Source organism: Arthrobacter sp. 9MFCol3.1, assembly GCF_000620385.1.
Lineage (GTDB): Bacteria > Actinomycetota > Actinomycetes > Actinomycetales > Micrococcaceae > Arthrobacter.
On record NZ_KK211131.1, the window covers coordinates 488,863 to 506,013 of the forward strand.

Here is a 17,151-nt window from a genome sequence, read left to right on the forward strand (position 1 = left end):
GCCCCCATGCCGGAAACCACCCGCCGCGAGTCATCCTTCGGCCGATCGTATGCCCGGTTAGGTCCGCGGATGGACGCCCGCGGCGCAGCCGGGCACCGCCGCCGGCTCGTGGCGCCGGCGCACGGCTTCGTCATCGAAATCGGGGCGGGATACGGGGCCACCTTCCCGTTCTACCCTTCCACGGTGTCCAGTGTGCTGGCCCTCGAACCGGACCCCACGCTCCGTGCGCTGGCCCGCGACGCCGCCGGCAAGGCGCCGGTGCCCGTCTCGGTGAGGGACGGCGTGGCGGAAGCGCTGCCGGCGGCGGATGCCTCGGCCGACGTCGTCGTTTCCAGTTTGGTCCTGTGCAGCGTGGCGGACCCGTCCGTGGCCCTGGCGGAGGTGGTCCGGGTCCTGCGTCCCGGCGGCCTGCTGCTGTTCTACGAACACGTCCGCTCCGTGCACCGCCTGCTGGGGGCAGCCGAAGACCTGCTCACACCGCTGTGGGCCCGGCTGGCAGGCGGATGCCACCCGAACCGTGACACCGCCGCCATGATCGCCGGGGCCGGCCTGAGCGTGCAGGGCATCGAACGCTTCGGTTTTTCGGTCCTCCCCGGCAACCCGCGGCTGGCCCACGTCCTCGGTGTGGCGGGCAAAACCTGACCCGGCACGACGAAGAGGGACGCCTGCCGCGATGGCAGACGCCCCTCTCATAATTCCGCTCCGGCTGAGCCGGCCTGGGTTGGCTAGGCCTTCTTCGGAGGCAGGGCCAGCTTGAAGATCTTGGCCCACGTGGAGCCGACCTGCTTCAGCAGCGGACCCGTGGTGTACGGCAGTCCGTAGCGCTGGCAGATCTCCTGCACCTTCGGCTGCACCTCCGCGTAGCGGTTCGACGGCAGGTCCGGGAACAGGTGGTGCTCAATCTGGTGCGAAAGGTTGCCGGTCATAAGGTGCATGAACTTGGAGCCGGAAATGTTGGCCGAGCCAATCATCTGCCGCACGTACCAGTCGCCGCGGGTCTCCCCCTCCACCATGTCCTCGGTGAAGGTGTCTGTGCCTTCGGGGAAGTGGCCGCAGAAGATCACTGCGTGTGCCCACACGTTGCGGACGGCGTTGGCGGTCAGCGTGCCGTAGAGGGCCTGCTTGCCGGAACCGGTCAGCATTGCGACGGCGGGAGTGGCGGCGTAGTCCTTGGTGAACTGCTTCAGTGCCTTGCGGCCGAGGGCTTTCAGGTCCTTGGTCAGGGCTTCCTTGGACTTCCGGCCCTCCTTGTAGTCCACCAGTTCGAGGTCGTAGATCGCGATGCCCCACTCGAAGACGGGTGCCAGCAGCGCGTTGTACAGCGGATTGCCCAGGTTGAACGGCTTCCATTCCTGCTCCGGATCCATCCGCAGCAGGTTGTATCCGATGTCGTTGTCCTTGCCGACCACGTTTGTCCAGCGGTGGTGGAGGTCGTTGTGGGTGTGCTGCCAGGAGCGCGCGGGGGTGACGAAGTCCCATTCCCACGTGGTGGAGTGGATGTCCGGGTCCCGCATCCAGTCCCACTGCCCGTGCAGGATGTTGTGCCCGAGTTCCATGTTTTCCAGGATCTTGGCGAAGCTCAGCAGCGCAGTCCCGGCGATCCAGGCCGGTTTCTTCTTGCTGACCAGGAGCAGGGCACGACCGGAGAGCTCCAAGCCGCGCTGGATCTTGATCATGCGGCGGATGTAGGCGGCGTCGGTGGATCCGCGCTTGGCGAGGATGTCATCCTTGATGGCGTCGAGTTCGCGCCCCAGCTCCGCCACTTGCTCGTCGGAGAGGTGGGCGGCCGCGGGCGGACGCAGCAGCGGGCTGCCGGTCTCGGCGAGGGCGCCGGGCCGCGTCTTCGCGACCGTGACGACCTTTGCTGTGTCGGCTGAACCGCTGGTGTCGGCGTCGGAAAGGTCCGGTTTGTTGGAAACAATCGTCATGCGGTGATACTCCTCAGAGGTCGAGGTTAACGGGGCCGGCGGCTGCCGACACGCACGTCTGGATTAGTTGGCCGGGCTCGCCGTGCACTTCGTTGGTGCGAAGGTCACGGACATGGCCGGCCCGCAGCGGGACGAGGCAGCTGTGGCAGATGCCCATGCGGCAGCCGCTGGGCATCAGGACGCCGGCGTCCTCGCCGACATCGAGCAGCGGGGTGTCGCCGTCGGCCTCGACTTCACGGTCGGAGGCCTCGAACGTGACCAGTCCGCCGTCGTGCCCGGCGCCGCCGGCGAGGCTGGTGCTGAAGCGTTCGATGGTCAGGGTGCCCGAGCTGGCCGCGGCCTGCTGTACATCCTCCGCTTCGGCCTCCCACAGTGCCTCGGCGTCGTTGAGGAAGCCTTCCGGGCCGCACGCGTAGGCGGCGCGCTGGCGCCAGTCCGGGCAGAGCCGGTCCAGGTCGGCGGCCGAGGTGAAGTCCAGCCGTCCGCTCTCCGCGGTGAACCAGTGCGTGACACGCAGGTTGGGGAACTGGTCGGCGAGCTCGGCGAGTTCTTCACGGAAGATGGTGTCCGCGGCGGTGCGGGCGGTGTGGACCAGGACGACGTCGGAATCCGGGCGGTGCGGAACGAGCGTGCGGATCATGGACATCACCGGGGTGATCCCGCTGCCGGCCGTGAGCATGAGCAGCGGACGCGGATGCTCGGGAAGGACGAAGTCGCCCTGCGGGGGCGCCAGGAACAGGACGTCGCCGGGCTTGGTGCCGCGAACGAGGGCCCCGGAGACGGCGCCCATGTCGGTCACGGTGATTGCCGGGTCCTGTCCGGCGGGGGCGCTGAGCGAGTAGGACCGCCAGTGGCGGACACCGTCGAGCTCGACGCCAATACGGGCCCACTGGCCGGCAAGGTGTGCTTGCCAGCCGCGGCCGGGACGGAAGAAAATGGTGGCGGAATCGGCCGTTTCTGGAACCACCCTGGTGACCACGCCGCGCAATTGGCGGGCGGAAAACACAGGATTGAACAGCGACAGAATGTCTTCTGGAGCTAGTGGGGTGGTCAGTAGAGATGCGGCGCGCGCCAGCTTACGGAGCCGGATCATTCATCAAGCTTATGTCAGATTGCGCCATACTTCTTCACCCAAGGCATACGATCGACGCAATAAAACTATCCCGCCGCAACAACTCAACGGACTGTCCATGAACATATCCCCTGCCCGGGAGCCTGCCGGCCCCGCCCCCGCCTATGATCCTCCCTGGCTGGCCCTGCCGCGGGAGGTCAGCGACATGCTGCGTCCGCGGATGCCCGGCATTGTCGAGGCCATCATCGAGGCCGTCCCGCAGCTCGTCCCGGCGTACGCCCGGCCGATTGAGGGGCGCTTCGGCAGGGGGCTGCGCAGGGGTGTGGCCGCGGCGCTGGACCGGTTCCTGCAGCTGCCAGGGACCCGGCTGCCGGCGTTGTCCGAGGAAAGCCGGGAGCTGGTGGCCGGGCTGGGCAGCGGCGAGTTCCGGCAGGGGCGGAGCATGGACGCGCTCCTGAGCGCCTACCGGATGGGCGCCCGCGTGACCTTCCGGGAGATGTCCAAAGTCTCGGTGGAACACCATCTGGGCCAGGGCGTCGTGGTGGATCTGGGCGAATCGATCCTCGCGTACATCGATGAGCTGTCGGCGGTCAGCGCCGAGGCCTACGCCTTTGAACAGTCCGAACGGGCCGGAGCGGTGGACCGGCGGCGCACCGAACTGCTGGACCTGCTCCTGCTCGGCCAGGCCGATGAGGCGGCCCTGCGCCAGACGGCGGCGATGGCGGACTGGTCCCTGCCCCAGCGCATGGCGGTGGTGACGCTGCCGCTGGACCGGGCGGCCGGGCTGCGGCTGCGCCTGGGTCCGGGCACCCTTGTGATTGAGCGCGAGACCGATGTTGTGGCCCTGGTGCCGGCGCGGGTGTCGCGCTCCGCCCGGGACGACCTGGACCGTGCCCTGAAGGGGCGCGGAGCTTCCGTGGGACCGGCCGGGGGCTGGGAGAGGGTTCCGGACTCGCTGCGGCTGGCCGTGCTGGCGGCCGCGGCGCTGCCTCCGCGGGAGGGGCCGGATGATCCCCCGATCTGGGCCGACGAGCACCTGGCGCAGGTGATTCTCGGCGCGGAACCTTCGGCGATCACCGAGCTCGCCAACCGCCGGCTCGCGCCGCTGGAAGGGCTCCGGCCCGCCCAGCGCGACCGGCTCGCCGAAACCCTGCTCTCCTGGCTGCGCCACTGGGGCCAGCGGGCGCCCGTGGCCGCCGAGCTCGGGATCCACCCGCAGACCGTGGGCTACCGGGCAGCCCAGCTGCGCGAGCTCTTCGGCGACGCCCTCGAGGATCCAACGGCGCGCTTTGAACTCGAGCTGGCCCTACACGCCGGCCGGCGGTAGGCCAGCCCGTCAGGCGGGCCTCAGGTTACCCGGCGAGCGGCCGCCGGCTGTGGAGCCGCAGCTCCAGGTCGTGCATCACGAGCGCCGCCAGGTCCTCCAGCGCAGCAGTGTCCTCATCGCTGAACTCGCGGGGCTCCCGGTCCAGGATGCAGAAGGTGCCCAGGTTGTAGCCGTCAGGAGTGCGCAGCGGCACCCCGGCATAGAACTGCAGGCCGAACTCGCCTGCCACGAGCGGGTTGGAGAGCGTCCGGGGATCGTTGATGGCGTCCCGGACAACCCAGGCATCGCCCTGCAGAACGGCGGAGGCGCACAATCCGGGGTCCCGGCCGATTTCCGTGACGTCGGTGCCGTGGTGGGACTTGAACCAGATGCGGTCATGGTCCACAACGCTGACAATCGCCACCGGCACCGAGAACATGCGTGCGGCCAGCGCCGCGATCCGGTCGAACGCGCCATCCGCAGGAGTGTCCAGGATCCGGTACCGCTCGACCGCCCGCATGCGCCCTTCTTCGTCGGTCAACAGCGCGGCCGGGTCCCGGCGGCGTCGTCCCGTGCCGTTAATGACTTCCTGGCGCAGGGCCAGTGACACTTCCCGGGCCGGCGGGCGGGCCGCAGGATCCCTGTCCAGCATGGAGGTCAGCAGGGCCGCCCACAGGGGCGCGATGTCTTCGGGGATGTCCGGGTCGTGGAGCAGCCGGGCCAGGGCGGACTGCACCGGCGCGCCGGGGTATGCCATTTTCCCGGTCAGGCCTTCCAGCAGGACCAGCCCCAGCGAATAGACGTCGCTGGCGGGGCCGGCCGGTTCGCCGGCGGCTTGTTCGGGGCTGAGGTAGGCCGGGGTGCCGGAGCTGTCATCGGGGTCGCCGTGGTGGCCTTCGCGGATGGTGATGGCCACGCCGAAGTCGCTGAGTTTGGCGCGGGGGCGCCGGTCCTCGACGCTGTAGTCCACGAGCAGGATGTTGGCCGGCTTGACGTCCCGGTGGATGATGCCGTGGTGGTGGATGTGCGCAAGACCGTCGGCGAGATCGTGTCCGATCAGCGCCATGTGGGCTGCTGACAGCGGGCCCTCGGCCGAGCGGCGGCGGAGGTCCGGGCCGCGGACGAGTTCCATCACGAGGTAGCTGAGCCTGCGGGTCGGGTCACTGAGGTCCGTGCCGGCGTCGAACAGTGTCACGAGGGCGTGGTGGGCCATCCCTGCCAAGATCCGCACTTCATCGCTTTGCCGGCGGGTCCGTTCTTCGTCCACAGTGCCGTCGCGGAAGAGTTTGACAGCCACTTCGCGTCCCAGGGCTTCGTCCGTGGCACGGTATACGCTCGATTGACTGCCCCGGCCAATGAGTTCTTCGATCCGGTAGCGTCCGCTGAGCAGGAAACCGGGGTCCATGGTTGTCAAAGGTCTACTTGGTCCCTCTAATGGGGCCGCCGCTGGAATCGGGCGGATCAGTCCAAAGCCGGAAAACAAGCCCCGGCACCCGCATCGTAAGCAAGCTTACTTATCATAACGCGGAAACAGGATTACGGAAGACTTCCCAGGAGTCTTTCGGTCCGCCGTCTTGCGCTACTTTGCGGGGTTGTGGGTCCCGATCGGCACCAGGGTGAGGTCGGGGTGGTTCTTTTCGATCCGGCGCAGGGCCCAGACGTCGTTGAACAGGGCCAGGTATTCCCCGTCGGAGCGCAACAGGACTTCGGCGCCGGGGACGTTGGCAAGCGCGGGCATGGCCTCGGCGGTCGAGATCCGGGCCATGGAGTACGGGAGCCGTTCCAGCCGCATCGGGGCGCTGAAGTCGTGCGCCATGCGGTCTTCGACCACCTCGAACTGCATGGGGCCGACGGCGGCGAGCACGGGCGCCTGGTCGCCGCGGATGTCGGAGCGGAGCACCTGGATGACGCCCTCGTGCTCGAGTTGTTCGATGCCGCGGCGGAACTGCTTGAACCGGCTCGGGTCCTTGGAGCGCGCCACCTGGAAGTGCTCCGGGGCGAACAACGGGATCGCCGGGAATTCCACGGGCTGGTCCAGGAACAGGCTGTCCCCCACCCGGAGGGAGGAGGCGTTCACGAGGCCCACCACGTCGCCCGGGAAGGCCTCGTCGATCACCTCGCGTTCGCGGCCGAAGACCTGCTGGGCGTACTTGGTGGCGAAGGACTTGCCCGTCCGGGTCTGGGTGACCACCATCCCGCGCTCGAACATGCCGGAGCACACGCGGATGAAGGCGACGTGGTCGCGGTGGGCCTTGTTCATGCCGGCCTGGACTTTGAAGACGAATCCGGCGAACGGGGCATCCACGGGGCGGGGGTCGCCGTCGACGTCGGGCCGCGGGGCAGCGGGCGGGGCGAAGTCGACGAGGGCGTCGAGGATTTCCTTGACGCCGAAGTTCAGCGCGGCCGAGCTGAAGAGGATCGGCGTCGCCTTGCCGGCGTGGAAGGCCTCGACGTCGAACGCCAGGTTGGATTCGATGACCAGCCCGGCCTCGTCCACGGCGTTGGACCAGTCGTCGCCCTGGCTGGCGGCGGCCTCGTCGGGGGTGAAGTACTCGGTGAGCGCGATGTTGGCGCCGGCGTTGTTGCGCTTGAACTGCGCGAAGCGGTCATTGCGCAGGTCCCAGACGCCGCGGAAGTCGCCGGAGATGCCAACGGCCCAGGTCAGCGGCATCGGCTGCAGGCCGGTGCGCTCGGTGATCTCGTCCATCAGGGCCAGGGCGTCCAGGCCGGGCCGGTCCCACTTGTTGATGACGGTGATGATGGGCAGGTTGCGCTGCTTGCAGACCTCGAAGAGCTTCATGGTCTGGGTTTCCAGGCCCTTCGCGGCGTCGACCAGCATGACGGCACAGTCAACGGCTGCGAGCACGCGGTAGGTGTCCTCGGAGAAGTCGGCGTGGCCCGGGGTGTCCAGGAGGTTGATGACGGTGTCCCGGTAGGCGAACTGCAGAGCGGCGGAGCTGATGGAGATGCCGCGGTCCTTTTCCATCTGCATCCAGTCCGAGACCGTCTCCTTGCGGTTGGCCTTTCCGCTGGAGGCGCCGGCCGTGCCGATCACCTTTGCGTGCAGCGCCAGGGCCTCCGTCAGCGTGGATTTGCCGGCGTCGGGGTGCGAAATGACCGCGAAAGTCCGGCGCCGGGCCGCCTGCTTGTGAATCTCCTGGACTCGGGCGGGGCTGAGGACTTCTTGAGACACGATGCTACTTTCGCTGCGGCAGTGGACGGGTCACGGCGCGGAGAGCCCGCGGTACACCCAAGGATCCAAGTTTATCGCAGGCCGCGGACCGCGGACGAAGCGGCGGCCGGACCGCGCATGAAGCTGCCGGAGGCCAGCGCACGAGGCGGCGGCCTCCCGGCGCCAAAATGCCGTCCCGGGCGGCACCCGGGACAGCCCTTCCGGAGGCCCGCGGCGGTACGCCATAATGGACCACTTTAAGGCTTGCCTGTGCGGAAGTGGCCACGCTTTACCCCTATCATGGGGAGAGCGGGGAACTGAGTACTTTGATCCTGCCGGGAGACCCTGGAATCCGGCGCACTTGCAGGCTCGTCCCTGCACCTTTGAAGGGAAATCTATGGCTCGGAGCCCTGAAGATGCGCTCAAGGCGACCCTGGCCAGGGTGGCACCGGGCACAGCCCTCCGCGACGGCCTGGAACGCATCCTCCGCGGCCGGACCGGCGCTCTGATCGTGCTTGGCATCGACAGGACCATCGAGTCCATCTGTTCGGGCGGCTTCGAGATCGGCATCGACTTCTCCCCCACCCGGCTGCGGGAACTGGCGAAGATGGACGGCGCCATCGTCTGCGACAAGGATGCCAGCAACATCCTGCGCGCGGCGGTCCAGCTCGTCCCGGACTCGAGCATCGAAACGCAGGAATCGGGCACCAGGCACCGGACCGCGGAACGCGTGGCCATCCAGACGGGCGTCCCGGTCATTTCGGTCAGCCAGTCAATGCAGATCATCGCGCTGTACGTGCACGGGCTGCGCCACGTCCTGGAGGGCTCCGAGAAGGTCCTGGCCCGCGCCAACCAGGCCCTGGCAACCCTGGAACGCTACCGCTCGCGCCTGGACCAGGTCACCAGCTCGCTCTCCGCCCTGGAAATCGAGGCCATGGTCACGGTCCGAGACGTCGCGGTCACCCTGCAGCGCCAGGAAATGGTGCGCAGGATCTCCGAGGAAATCTCCCAGTACGTCCTGGAACTGGGCGAGGACGGCCGCCTGCTCTCGCTGCAGCTGGACGAGCTCACCGTCGGCCGCGGCCCGGGCAGCGACGTCATCATCCGCGACTACTCCGGGCCGGCCGCAACAGCGGAGGACATCGACAAAGCCGTCAAGGCCCTCGTCAGCCTGGGCCCAACCGAGCTGATCGACCTGGGCAAGATCGCCGGGATCGTCGGCTTCGCCGGCGGCGAGGCCAACCTCGACGCCGTCGTGCAGCCGCGCGGCTACCGTCTGCTCTCCGGACTCAAGGCCGTGCCGAAGGCCGTCGCCGACCGGCTCGTCGACCACTTTGGCGGCCTGCAGTTCCTGATGGCGGCAACGATCGATGACCTCATGACCGTGGACGGGATCGGTGACCAGCGCGCCAGGACCGTCAGGGAAGGCCTGAGCCGCATGGCCGAGGCCAGCCTGCTGGACCGCTTCCTCTAACCCGCTCCAAAAACCCCGTCGAGTGCTCCCCAGGTGCCCTTTTGAGCGCCCATAACGGCACTTGGGCCCACGCCGGCAGGGTTCCCTGGCCGAGCTTGCGAGGCGAGGGTGCCGGCGGGGAGCATTCGACGGGCGTTACCGGGTCAGCTGAGCTTGCGAGGCAACGGCACCTGGGAGCAATCGACGGGAGTTACCGGGTCAGCTGAGCTGGAACACGGCCTTGGGGCTGTTCTTGTTCGCCAGCCGGGCGGTGAAGACGTAATAGGCGCCGCCGGCACCGGGCGTGGCCTCGACGGGCTCGCAGCCCTGCACCGTGCGGTTGCGCTGCCATGGGAAGTTCGCCGTTTCGCTCTTGCCCGGAGCAATGGTCTTCATCAGGTCCGCGCTCTCCGCCTGGCAGTCCCTGGAGGAGAAGATCCGGTCCGAGCCGCTGGTGATCATGTACTCCATCTGCGACGTTCCGAGGTTGACCTCGCACGGCATCTTGTTGTTGTTGGTCACCGTGAGGCTCAGCAGCGGCTTCTCACCGGCGGCATAAGCCGGTTTGTCGGTGGCAGCAGTAACGGTGATCAAATTCTGCTCGCAGCCCTCGCCCGACGTGGCCGTGGGTGAGGCCGACGCCTCCCCGGACGCCGTGGGACTCCCCGGCGCAGAGGCAGCCGGGCTGGCCGCCGGTGCAGCTCCGGCCCCGGACGGCTGGGCGCCGGAAGGCTGGCCGCCGCCCATGGCATTGGAGACCGCCACAAAGCCGCCGAAGGCCACGGCGATGACGAGCAGCAGGACCACCCCCGCAAACAGCCGGCGGCGGCGGTAGACCCGGCGGAGCGGGGGCCGTCCGGATGGGCGTCCGGATTGTCGTGGGGCCGAAGCTTTCGGCCGCGAACCGCCCGTACCTGAAGTGCCTTGCCTGACCATACTTCTAGCCTAGAGAACCGCGCGGGCTATGGCGCCCGACCACGCCGCGGGACCTGACGCCGTCCCGATCCGTTACCCCGATCTATTACGCTGAATGGATCGAAACTCTAACCCCAACGCCCCCAGTATCCGCCGCGGCACCGCGGGCACCCCTGCCCGCCAGGGCGCCCGCCCGCGCCGCCAATCTCCCTGCCCTGCATGCGGCCCTGGATGACTGGTTCGCGGCCAACGCCAGGGAACTGCCCTGGCGGGCCGCGGAGTGCACGCCCTGGGGTGTGCTGGTCAGCGAGGTGATGCTCCAGCAGACGCCGGTGGTCCGGGTCCTGCCAGTCTGGGAGGAGTGGCTGCGCCGCTGGCCCGAACCGGCCGATCTGGCCGGCGAACCCGCCGGGGAGGCCGTCCGGTCCTGGGGCCGGCTCGGGTATCCGCGGCGCGCCCTGCGCCTGCATGCTGCCGCCGTCGCCATCAGGGACAGCCACGGCGGGGCCGTCCCCGGCACCTACACCGAACTCCTGGAGCTGCCCGGCGTGGGCAGCTACACGGCCGCGGCCGTCGCCGCGTTCGCCTACGGACGCCGCGAAACGGTGGTGGACACCAACATCCGCCGGGTCCACGCGCGGCTGGTCAGCGGCGCGGCGCTTCCGGCTCAGGCCCTGACCGCCGCCGAAATGCGGCTGGCGGAGTCTCTGCTCCCGGACCGCCCCGGCGCCTCGGTGCGCTGGAACGCCGCCGTCATGGAACTCGGCGCCTTAGTCTGCACTGCGCGGGCCCCCAAGTGCGGCCAGTGCCCTGTCCGGGAGTCCTGCGCCTGGCTGGCGGCCGGCGAGCCGGCGCCAACGTACACGCCCAAGGGACAGGCCTGGCACGGCACGGACCGGCAGGTGCGCGGCGCCGTAATGGCCGTCCTGCGGGCAGCCGAGGAGCCCGTGGCGCCGGTCCTGTTCCACCAGGCCCCCGCGGACCTGGGCTTCGAACCGCAAGGCGTCGGCATCCCGCTCGCGGCCCTGCACCGGCTTAACGCGGCCCCCGAGCAGCTGGAACGGGCGCTGGCCGGCCTGCTGGGCGACGGCCTGGCCGAACTGCACCAAGGCGGCTTCCGGCTCCCGGGCTGAGGATCTACGCTGGAGCATGCGCAAGCTGGCGGCCGCGGCCGTGCTGGTCCTCACCGCAGTCCTGGCTGCCTCATGCCGGCCCGAGGCCGCCTGCCCGGCGATCGCCCAGGCGCCCGTTGTGTCGCTCACAGTGGACCGGGAGTACGCCCCGACAGTGCGGGCCATCCACCTGGCCGCCTGCCAGGACGGCCGCTGCAAGGAGGCGGACCTCGAGCTGGTCCCCGGAAGCACGGCCGTGGACCAAGGCTGTGAGCCGGGCCCCTACGGCGGCGACGGCGTCTGCTCGGCCACTTCTTCGCCCGACGGCACCCTGACCGGAATGCTGATGATGGAGACGCTGAGCGCCAGTCGGATCGAGGTGACGGCCACGGGCACGGACACCGCCGGGAACCCGCTGCCGGCCCGGACCGCGGCGTTCACGCCCCGGGCGGCACATCCGTTTGGTGAGCAGTGCGGAACCTTCATCACCGCCAGCGTCGTGCTCGACGCGACCGGCCTCCGCCAGGCACCCTAGCGCCTACGGTTCTCCAAACCCCGAGCCAACCAGGCGTTCCAGGTAGCCGACCGCCTTGGCGGCGTCCGGGCCGCTGGCCTCCACGTGCAGGACGGTTCCCTTGCCGGCGGCAAGCATCATGAGCTCGGTCATGGAGGCGCCATCGGCGCCGTTCACGGTCACCTCGGCGTCCATGCCGGACAGGCCGCCGGCGATCTTCGCTGCGGGCCGGGCATGCATGCCGGCCTGGTTGACGAGCTCAAAGTCCCCGGTGGCGTCCGGCGGCTGCTGGTGCACATGCCCGGCCTCCGCGGGATGGGCCGGGGGCCGGTAGACGGCCTCGGCCGCGTCCTTCACCGCCGCCGCTTCGGCCCCAGCCTGCGCAGCCACCGCGGCCGCGACGAGTCCTTCGACGAGGGGCGCATCAGCGATCAGCACCGAGCCCGGGTCGGCTGCAAACTCCACAGCGGACTCGGCCGTCATCACCGCGGAGCCGAGGTCGGCGAGCACCACCACACCGTCACCGGCAGCCTGCTCCAGGGCCGCCATGACCTTGTCCAGGCTCGTGCCGATGCGGCCGTCGTCGGTGCCGCCGGCGGGCAAGATCAGGACGTCGGGAGCCATCTGCGCGGCGAGCTCGGCGGCGCCGTCCGCTATCTTGGAGCTGTGCGAGACGACCACCAGCCGGACTGTCATTCGGCCGCTCCGGCCGCGGCGCGCAGAATCAGCGCGCTGGAGACCGCCCCGGGATCGCGGTGGCCGATGCTGCGCTCCCCCAGGTAGCTGGCACGTCCCTTGCGGGCGAGCATCGGATCCGTGGACACGGCGCCGGCCTCGGCGGCCTCCGCCGCGGCAAGCAGCACCTTCCGGACGTCCCCGTCGCCGTCGCCGGCCGCAGCGGCGGCCGCCTCGATCGCGGGCGTCCACGCGTCCACCATGGTCTTGTCCCCGGATTCGGCCTTGCCGCGGGCCACGATCCCGTCGCGGGCGGCCTGCAGGGCGGCAGCGAGAGTGGCGGCGTCGACGTCGGAGGCCTCACCCAGCGCCGTGGCGGCCCGCAGGAACGCCGTGCCGTACAGCGGGCCGGCCGCCCCGCCGACCTTGGACATCAGCGTCATGGCCGTCAGTTTCAGGGCCGCGGCCGGGGTTTCCGGCGGCGCCTCGGCAAGCTTGTCCATCACGGCCTTGAAGCCGCGGTCCATGTTCTCGCCGTGGTCCGAGTCCCCGATCGGCCGGTCCAGCTCGATCAGTTCCACCCGGTGCTCCGCCATGGCCTGCGCCGAAAGCGTCAGCCACCGCACCGCCCAGCCGACGTCCAAGCCCACGGTCAGACGCCCCAGCGAAGGGCCGGAGTGTGCACGGGAGCGTCCCAGAGTATTGTCATCTCGTCATCGAGGCGCAGAACAGTGATGGAGCAGCCCTGCATTTCGAGGGACGTGATGAAGTTGCCCACGAGGGAGCGGGCCACGGTGACGCCCTGCTCGGCCAGTTTCTGCGCGGCCCTGCGGTAGACGATGTACAGCTCGCTTTGCGGGGTGCCGCCCATGCCGTTGACGAACAGGAGCACCTGGTCCCCGGAAGCGAGGCCGAGGTCGCTGACCACCGGGTCCAGGAGCCGGTCGGTGATGCCGTCGGCGTTTTCCATCGGGATGCGGTGCCGTCCCGGCTCGCCGTGGATGCCGATGCCGATCTCGATCTCGTTTTCCTCGAGCTCGAAACTGGGCACCCCGGCATGCGGGACGGTGCAGGCAGACAACGCCACGCCCATGCTGCGCACGTTCTGGTTGACGCGGTCACCGATCGCGGCGACGGCGTCCAGGTTGTCACCCCGCTCGGCGGCCGCACCGGCGATTTTCTCGACCAGGACGGTGCCGCCGACGCCCCGGCGCCCGGCCGTGTACAGCGAATCCTGCACGGCGACGTCGTCGTTGACGAGCACGGTGCGGATCTCGACGCCTTCGGCCTGCGCGAGTTCGGCCGCGGTTTCGAAATTAAGGACGTCACCGGTGTAGTTCTTCACGATGTGCACGACGCCGGCGCCGGAGCTTACGGCCAGCGTGGCCGGCAGGATCTGGTCCGGGGTGGGCGAGGTGAACACGGCACCCGGGACGGCGGCGTCGAGCATGCCCATGCCCACGTACCCGCCGTGCAGCGGCTCGTGTCCGCTGCCGCCGCCGGAGACGAGCCCGACTTTCCCTGCCACGGGGGCGTCCTTGCGCACGATGTATTTCGGGTCCGGAAAGACGGTCACGAGGTCGGCGTGAGCAAGCCCGAACCCTTCCACTGACTCGTCGACCACGGCTTTGGGATCATTGATGAGTTTCTTCATGGCGGTGCTCCCTGGATGGTGTCCTGGCTGCTTGCTTAGACCCTACTACCGGGGCACGGCCGGCGGTAGGCTCCCGATTCCTCCGCCCGGGCCCCTGGCGGGCTGCGAATCCCGGGGCGGCGGGGTTGGCCGCGCGTTCCGGACTCCGGCGCTTCAGGCTTGTTGGTCGGCCCACGCCGGAGAATGCGGCCAGGCGTCGACGCCCAGCCATGAGAACGGTGGCGCGGCGAGCCGGCCCTTGCGGGTGCGGGACGTGGCCGGCGGTACTGATGCGGCAGATACCGGTCCGGCGGTTTGCCCCGTCACGGGAGCGCCGGTGCCGGGCGAGGAGCGGGTGGCGGGTTCGGGCGGCAGCGCTTCCAGCGGCTGGTCCGGCGGCCCTGCCGGTGCGCTGGCGATCGGCCTGTGGATTGCGGAGAGATCGGGAAAAATCACGTCTTTGTGCAATTTTTTGCCTCCGAAAGTATGGCGGCCCACCCCCTGGGCCGGCATCAGTTTATCCACCAAATTTATTGAAGGGAAGCCCTGCGTGGACGTCGATTTCCTGGCGGCAGCGCCGCCAGAGCCGCCCGGGGCAGCCGCAACCCGGCGGCCGCTACAGCTCCTTGATCATCCTGGTGTTGCCCAGCGTGTTCGGCTTGACCCGCGCCAGGTCCAGGAACTCGGCCACGCCTTCGTCATGCGAGCGTAGGAGCTCGGAATACACCACGGGGTCGACGGCGGTCTGGTCGGCCATGACCTCAAAGCCGTGCTTCTTGAAGAACTCCACCTCGAATGTCAGGCAGAAGACCCGGGAGACTCCCAGCGCGCGGGCATCCTCCAGCAGACGCTCCACCAGCGCGTGTCCCACGCCTTTGCCGCGCCAGGCGTCCGAGGCCGCGAGGGTGCGGACCTCGGCGAGGTCCTCCCACATGACGTGCAGCGCCCCGCAGCCGATCACCTCGCCCTCTCCGGATTCGGCGATCCGGAACTCCTGCAGGCTTTCGTAGTAGGCCACAGTTTCCTTGGCCATGAGGATCCGCTGGTCGGCCAGCGGCGCCACTAGTGTCTTGATGGCGCCAACGTCGTCGGTGCGGGCGGGGCGGATGCGGATCGTCTCAGTCGCGGTCTCAGTCACGGTCTCAGTCACAGCCCAATCTTACGGGTGCCCCGGGCCCGGCCGGCTTCCTGCCGGCACGGGCCCCGGGGCGTCAGAGACCGAGTTCGTCGGGCACGGGAACGTCCTTGTCCAGCAGGTTCCTGGCCAGGAAGTGCTCCACGACGCCGTACCAGACCTTCGCGTGCTGCGGCTGCAGGATCCAGTGGTTCTCGTCCGGGAAGTACAGGAAACGGTGGTCCGTTTCGCCGTTCTCGTCCGCCGCCAGTTGCGACTTGGCGAGCAGTTCGTACCAGAGCCGGAGCCCCTCGCCGATCGGCACACGGTAGTCCTTGTCGCCATGGATGACCAGCATGGGAGTGCGGATGTTCTCCACGTGCAGATGCGGGGAGTTCTCCAGCGCCATCTCTGCCGTCATCTCCTTGAGCCAGTACTGCGCGGCGTCGGTGGTGGGGCCGAACTGGTCCAGTGCCCAGAGGCTGGCGTGCGTGACGATTGCCTTGAAGCGGTCTGTTTGCCCGGCCACCCAGTTGGCCATGTACCCGCCGAAGGAGCCGCCCATGGCGGCCGTGCGCGTCTGGTCGATGTCGGGGCGCTGCACGACGGCGTCGGTGATGGCCATCAGGTCGGTGAACGGAGCCTTGCCCCATTCCCCCCAGCCGCGCTGGATGTGGTCCTGGCCGTAGCCGGTGGACAGGGCAGGGTCCGGGAGGAGCACCGCGTAGCCGCGGGCCACCAGCAGCCACGGGTTCCAGCGCCAGGTCCAGGCGTTCCAGGACCCCAGCGGGCCGCCATGGATCCACAGCAGCAGCGGCGCCGGGTCCGCGGCGGACGCGCCCTCGGGCAAGGCCAGGTACGCGGGCACACGGGCGCCGTCGGCCGCCGTCGTCTCGACGCGCTCCAGCGTGCCCTTGAAGCGGGGGCGCTCCGCGGGCGCGGGCAGGCGGACGACGCCGCCGGTGGCGAGGTCGATCCGTACAGGTTCGGCGGGGAATTCGTAGGAGCTGCGCAGAGCGTAGGCGCTGCGTCCGTCCGGTGCGACGACGACGTCGGTGTACGCGGCGGCGTCGGCCGTCAGGCGCAGCACCTGGCCGGCCCCGGCCGGGCCTCCGGCCACACCGATCCGGAACACCGGCGATGCGCCGTCCTCGTCGGCGGTGACCAGGAGGGCCGATCCGTCCGGCAGCCACGCGGCGGGGCGGGCCCAGCGGTCCCAGTCATGGGCGAGCGGCGTCAGTGCGCCGTCCCCTGCCTTCGCGCCGGCGACGTCAAGGAGGTCCAGCTTGACCTGCGGGGCCGCCAGCGGCGTGGTGTCGCTTTCACTGACCACCACCAGGCTGCGGCCGTCCGGACTCACCGGGCCCGGGAAGTAGCTCAGGCCTTCCGTGTCCAGCAACACCGTCCGGGTGCCGGTGGCGACGTCGATGGCGACCAGCACCGAGCGCGAATCGGCATTCGCGAGGGGCTTCGCGAAGCTGCTGTAAATGGTTCTGCCGTCCGGGCTGAGCACGGATTCGGCGTCCCTGAGCCGCGTGCCGGCGTCGGGCGTCAGGTTGCGGAGCTTGAGGGGCGCCGCGGCGTCGACGGTGGCCGGCTTTCCAGCCTCCAACGGGTCTCCGGGTTCGACAGCGAACAGCCGCGGCTGCGCCGGGCCCAGGTCGGCGTCCCAGTAGCGGACGGGGTAGCCGCTGTGCAGGATGGCCGCGACCTTGTTGTCCCTGCGCGCCTTGCGGCGTTCCTCGTCGTTGTCCTCGTCCGTGGAGCCGGCCAGCACAGAGGCCGCCACCACCACGGTGTCGGCGTCCTTGGCGGCGTGGATCCCGCCGATTCCGCCGGCGCGGGACAACGCCACCCGGGCTTCGCCGCCGTCGGCCGGGAGAATCCAGAGGGCGTTGACGGGGTCGGCCTCGGGGCTCTCCGGATCGGGACGGGCCGAGGTGAAGTACAGGTCGCCGCTGGCGGCAAACACCGCCCCCGCCTCCCCCTTGGCGCTGCGCGTGATCCGGCGGGCCTGTTTGACCCCGCCCGGATCCACCTCCCATAGCGCGGTGCAGTATTCAGTACCCTTCGCGCCGAGCGTTGCCACGGTGGTCACCAGCCGGGCGCCGTCCGGGCTCAGCGTCAAACCGCTCACTCTGGGGATCGCCAGGTAGTGGTCCAGATCATGGAAGGGGGTCTCGGGTTGTTCGCTCAGGGTCTCTGAGTCCTTGGCAGCCATGCACCGATTCAACACCGTATGTGGCATCGATCACAG

General features: G+C 69.4%; 16 protein-coding genes. 5 read left to right on the forward strand and 11 right to left on the reverse strand.

Translation table 11 applies throughout. The features are described 5' to 3' along the window. The first annotated feature begins 6 nt into the window (after positions 1-6). Positions 7-642, forward strand: coding sequence for a class I SAM-dependent methyltransferase (locus C560_RS0119635; protein WP_026539485.1), 636 nt, complete (start codon positions 7-9; stop codon positions 640-642). A gap of 83 nt (positions 643-725) precedes the next feature. Here the strand turns inward: C560_RS0119635 and C560_RS0119640 are convergent, their stop codons facing one another. Then, positions 726-1,928 (reverse strand): fatty acid desaturase family protein, encoded by a 1,203-nt coding sequence (locus tag C560_RS0119640; RefSeq protein ID WP_026539486.1) that lies wholly within the window; start codon positions 1,926-1,928, stop codon positions 726-728. Between the two features lie 13 nt (positions 1,929-1,941). Further along, positions 1,942-3,021, reverse strand: a complete 1,080-nt coding sequence (locus tag C560_RS0119645) for a ferredoxin reductase (protein WP_026539487.1) — start codon at positions 3,019-3,021, stop codon at positions 1,942-1,944. Positions 3,022-3,118: 97 nt separating this feature from the next. Between C560_RS0119645 and C560_RS0119650 the strand changes: the two genes are divergently transcribed. Then, positions 3,119-4,327 carry a PucR family transcriptional regulator gene (locus C560_RS0119650; protein WP_026539488.1) on the forward strand — a complete coding sequence of 403 codons (1,209 nt, stop codon included), beginning with the start codon at positions 3,119-3,121 and terminating at the stop codon, positions 4,325-4,327. Between the two features lie 25 nt (positions 4,328-4,352). On the opposite strand, the gene C560_RS0119655 is transcribed toward C560_RS0119650, so the two are convergent. After that, a complete protein-coding gene (locus C560_RS0119655) occupies positions 4,353-5,711 on the reverse strand; it encodes a protein kinase domain-containing protein (RefSeq protein WP_026539489.1) in 1,359 nt (452 codons plus the stop codon). 174 nt (positions 5,712-5,885) lie between these two features. After that, positions 5,886-7,499 (reverse strand): peptide chain release factor 3, encoded by a 1,614-nt coding sequence (locus C560_RS0119660; RefSeq protein ID WP_026539490.1) that lies wholly within the window; start codon positions 7,497-7,499, stop codon positions 5,886-5,888. A gap of 376 nt (positions 7,500-7,875) precedes the next feature. On the opposite strand from C560_RS0119660, the gene disA reads away from it, so the two are divergent. After that, positions 7,876-8,952 (forward strand): DNA integrity scanning diadenylate cyclase DisA, encoded by a 1,077-nt coding sequence (disA, locus tag C560_RS0119665; RefSeq protein ID WP_018774911.1) that lies wholly within the window; start codon positions 7,876-7,878, stop codon positions 8,950-8,952. A gap of 198 nt (positions 8,953-9,150) precedes the next feature. Here the strand turns inward: disA and C560_RS0119670 are convergent, their stop codons facing one another. Beyond that, entirely contained in the window at positions 9,151-9,738 is a 588-nt protein-coding gene (locus C560_RS0119670; RefSeq protein ID WP_081801770.1) for a hypothetical protein, read from the reverse strand. A 404-nt stretch (positions 9,739-10,142) separates the two neighbouring features. On the opposite strand from C560_RS0119670, the gene C560_RS0119675 reads away from it, so the two are divergent. Together C560_RS0119675 and C560_RS0119680 are read left to right on the forward strand one after the other, a co-directional pair. Further along, positions 10,143-10,979, forward strand: a complete 837-nt coding sequence (locus tag C560_RS0119675) for an A/G-specific adenine glycosylase (protein ID WP_269320037.1) — start codon at positions 10,143-10,145, stop codon at positions 10,977-10,979. Positions 10,980-10,995: 16 nt separating this feature from the next. Continuing rightward, on the forward strand, positions 10,996-11,493 hold the full coding sequence (locus C560_RS0119680; protein WP_026539493.1) for a hypothetical protein: 498 nt from the start codon (positions 10,996-10,998) through the stop codon (positions 11,491-11,493). 3 nt (positions 11,494-11,496) lie between these two features. Here C560_RS0119680 and dhaM read toward each other — a convergent pair whose 3' ends face one another. The 6 genes from dhaM to C560_RS0119710 all read right to left on the reverse strand — a co-directional run bounded on the left by dhaM (position 11,497) and on the right by C560_RS0119710 (position 17,115). After that, positions 11,497-12,168: a dihydroxyacetone kinase phosphoryl donor subunit DhaM gene (dhaM, locus tag C560_RS0119685; RefSeq protein WP_026539494.1), complete on the reverse strand. Its 672-nt coding sequence runs from the start codon at positions 12,166-12,168 to the stop codon at positions 11,497-11,499. After that, positions 12,165-12,797: a dihydroxyacetone kinase subunit DhaL gene (dhaL, locus tag C560_RS0119690; RefSeq protein ID WP_026266688.1), complete on the reverse strand. Its 633-nt coding sequence runs from the start codon at positions 12,795-12,797 to the stop codon at positions 12,165-12,167. The genes dhaM and dhaL overlap by 4 nt, the downstream gene beginning before the upstream one ends. Positions 12,798-12,799: 2 nt before the next feature. Then, positions 12,800-13,801, reverse strand: a complete 1,002-nt coding sequence (gene dhaK, locus C560_RS0119695) for a dihydroxyacetone kinase subunit DhaK (protein ID WP_026539495.1) — start codon at positions 13,799-13,801, stop codon at positions 12,800-12,802. A 153-nt stretch (positions 13,802-13,954) separates the two neighbouring features. After that, positions 13,955-14,236 (reverse strand): hypothetical protein, encoded by a 282-nt coding sequence (locus C560_RS0119700; RefSeq protein WP_155855834.1) that lies wholly within the window; start codon positions 14,234-14,236, stop codon positions 13,955-13,957. Positions 14,237-14,396: 160 nt separating this feature from the next. Further along, a complete protein-coding gene (locus tag C560_RS0119705; RefSeq protein ID WP_197026193.1) occupies positions 14,397-14,930 on the reverse strand; it encodes an amino-acid N-acetyltransferase in 534 nt (177 codons plus the stop codon). 61 nt (positions 14,931-14,991) lie between these two features. Next, complete coding sequence (locus C560_RS0119710; protein WP_026539498.1) at positions 14,992-17,115, reverse strand: S9 family peptidase; 2,124 nt, start codon at positions 17,113-17,115, stop codon at positions 14,992-14,994. Between the last annotated feature and the right edge of the window lie 36 nt (positions 17,116-17,151).

What these genes read in the sequence shown, in the direction of transcription:
- dhaK (WP_026539495.1), bottom strand. Translation starts at nt 13,801, where the DNA reads ATGAAGAAACTCATCAATGATCCCAAAGCCGTGGTCGACGAGTCAGTG.
- C560_RS0119680 (WP_026539493.1), top strand. Translation starts at nt 10,996, where the DNA reads ATGCGCAAGCTGGCGGCCGCGGCCGTGCTGGTCCTCACCGCAGTCCTG.
- C560_RS0119710 (WP_026539498.1), bottom strand. Translation starts at nt 17,115, where the DNA reads ATGGCTGCCAAGGACTCAGAGACCCTGAGCGAACAACCCGAGACCCCC.
- C560_RS0119655 (WP_026539489.1), bottom strand. Translation starts at nt 5,711, where the DNA reads ATGGACCCCGGTTTCCTGCTCAGCGGACGCTACCGGATCGAAGAACTC.
- C560_RS0119635 (WP_026539485.1), top strand. Translation starts at nt 7, where the DNA reads ATGCCGGAAACCACCCGCCGCGAGTCATCCTTCGGCCGATCGTATGCC.
- C560_RS0119645 (WP_026539487.1), bottom strand. Translation starts at nt 3,021, where the DNA reads ATGATCCGGCTCCGTAAGCTGGCGCGCGCCGCATCTCTACTGACCACC.
- dhaM (WP_026539494.1), bottom strand. Translation starts at nt 12,168, where the DNA reads ATGACAGTCCGGCTGGTGGTCGTCTCGCACAGCTCCAAGATAGCGGAC.
- C560_RS0119650 (WP_026539488.1), top strand. Translation starts at nt 3,119, where the DNA reads ATGAACATATCCCCTGCCCGGGAGCCTGCCGGCCCCGCCCCCGCCTAT.
- disA (WP_018774911.1), top strand. Translation starts at nt 7,876, where the DNA reads ATGGCTCGGAGCCCTGAAGATGCGCTCAAGGCGACCCTGGCCAGGGTG.
- C560_RS0119640 (WP_026539486.1), bottom strand. Translation starts at nt 1,928, where the DNA reads ATGACGATTGTTTCCAACAAACCGGACCTTTCCGACGCCGACACCAGC.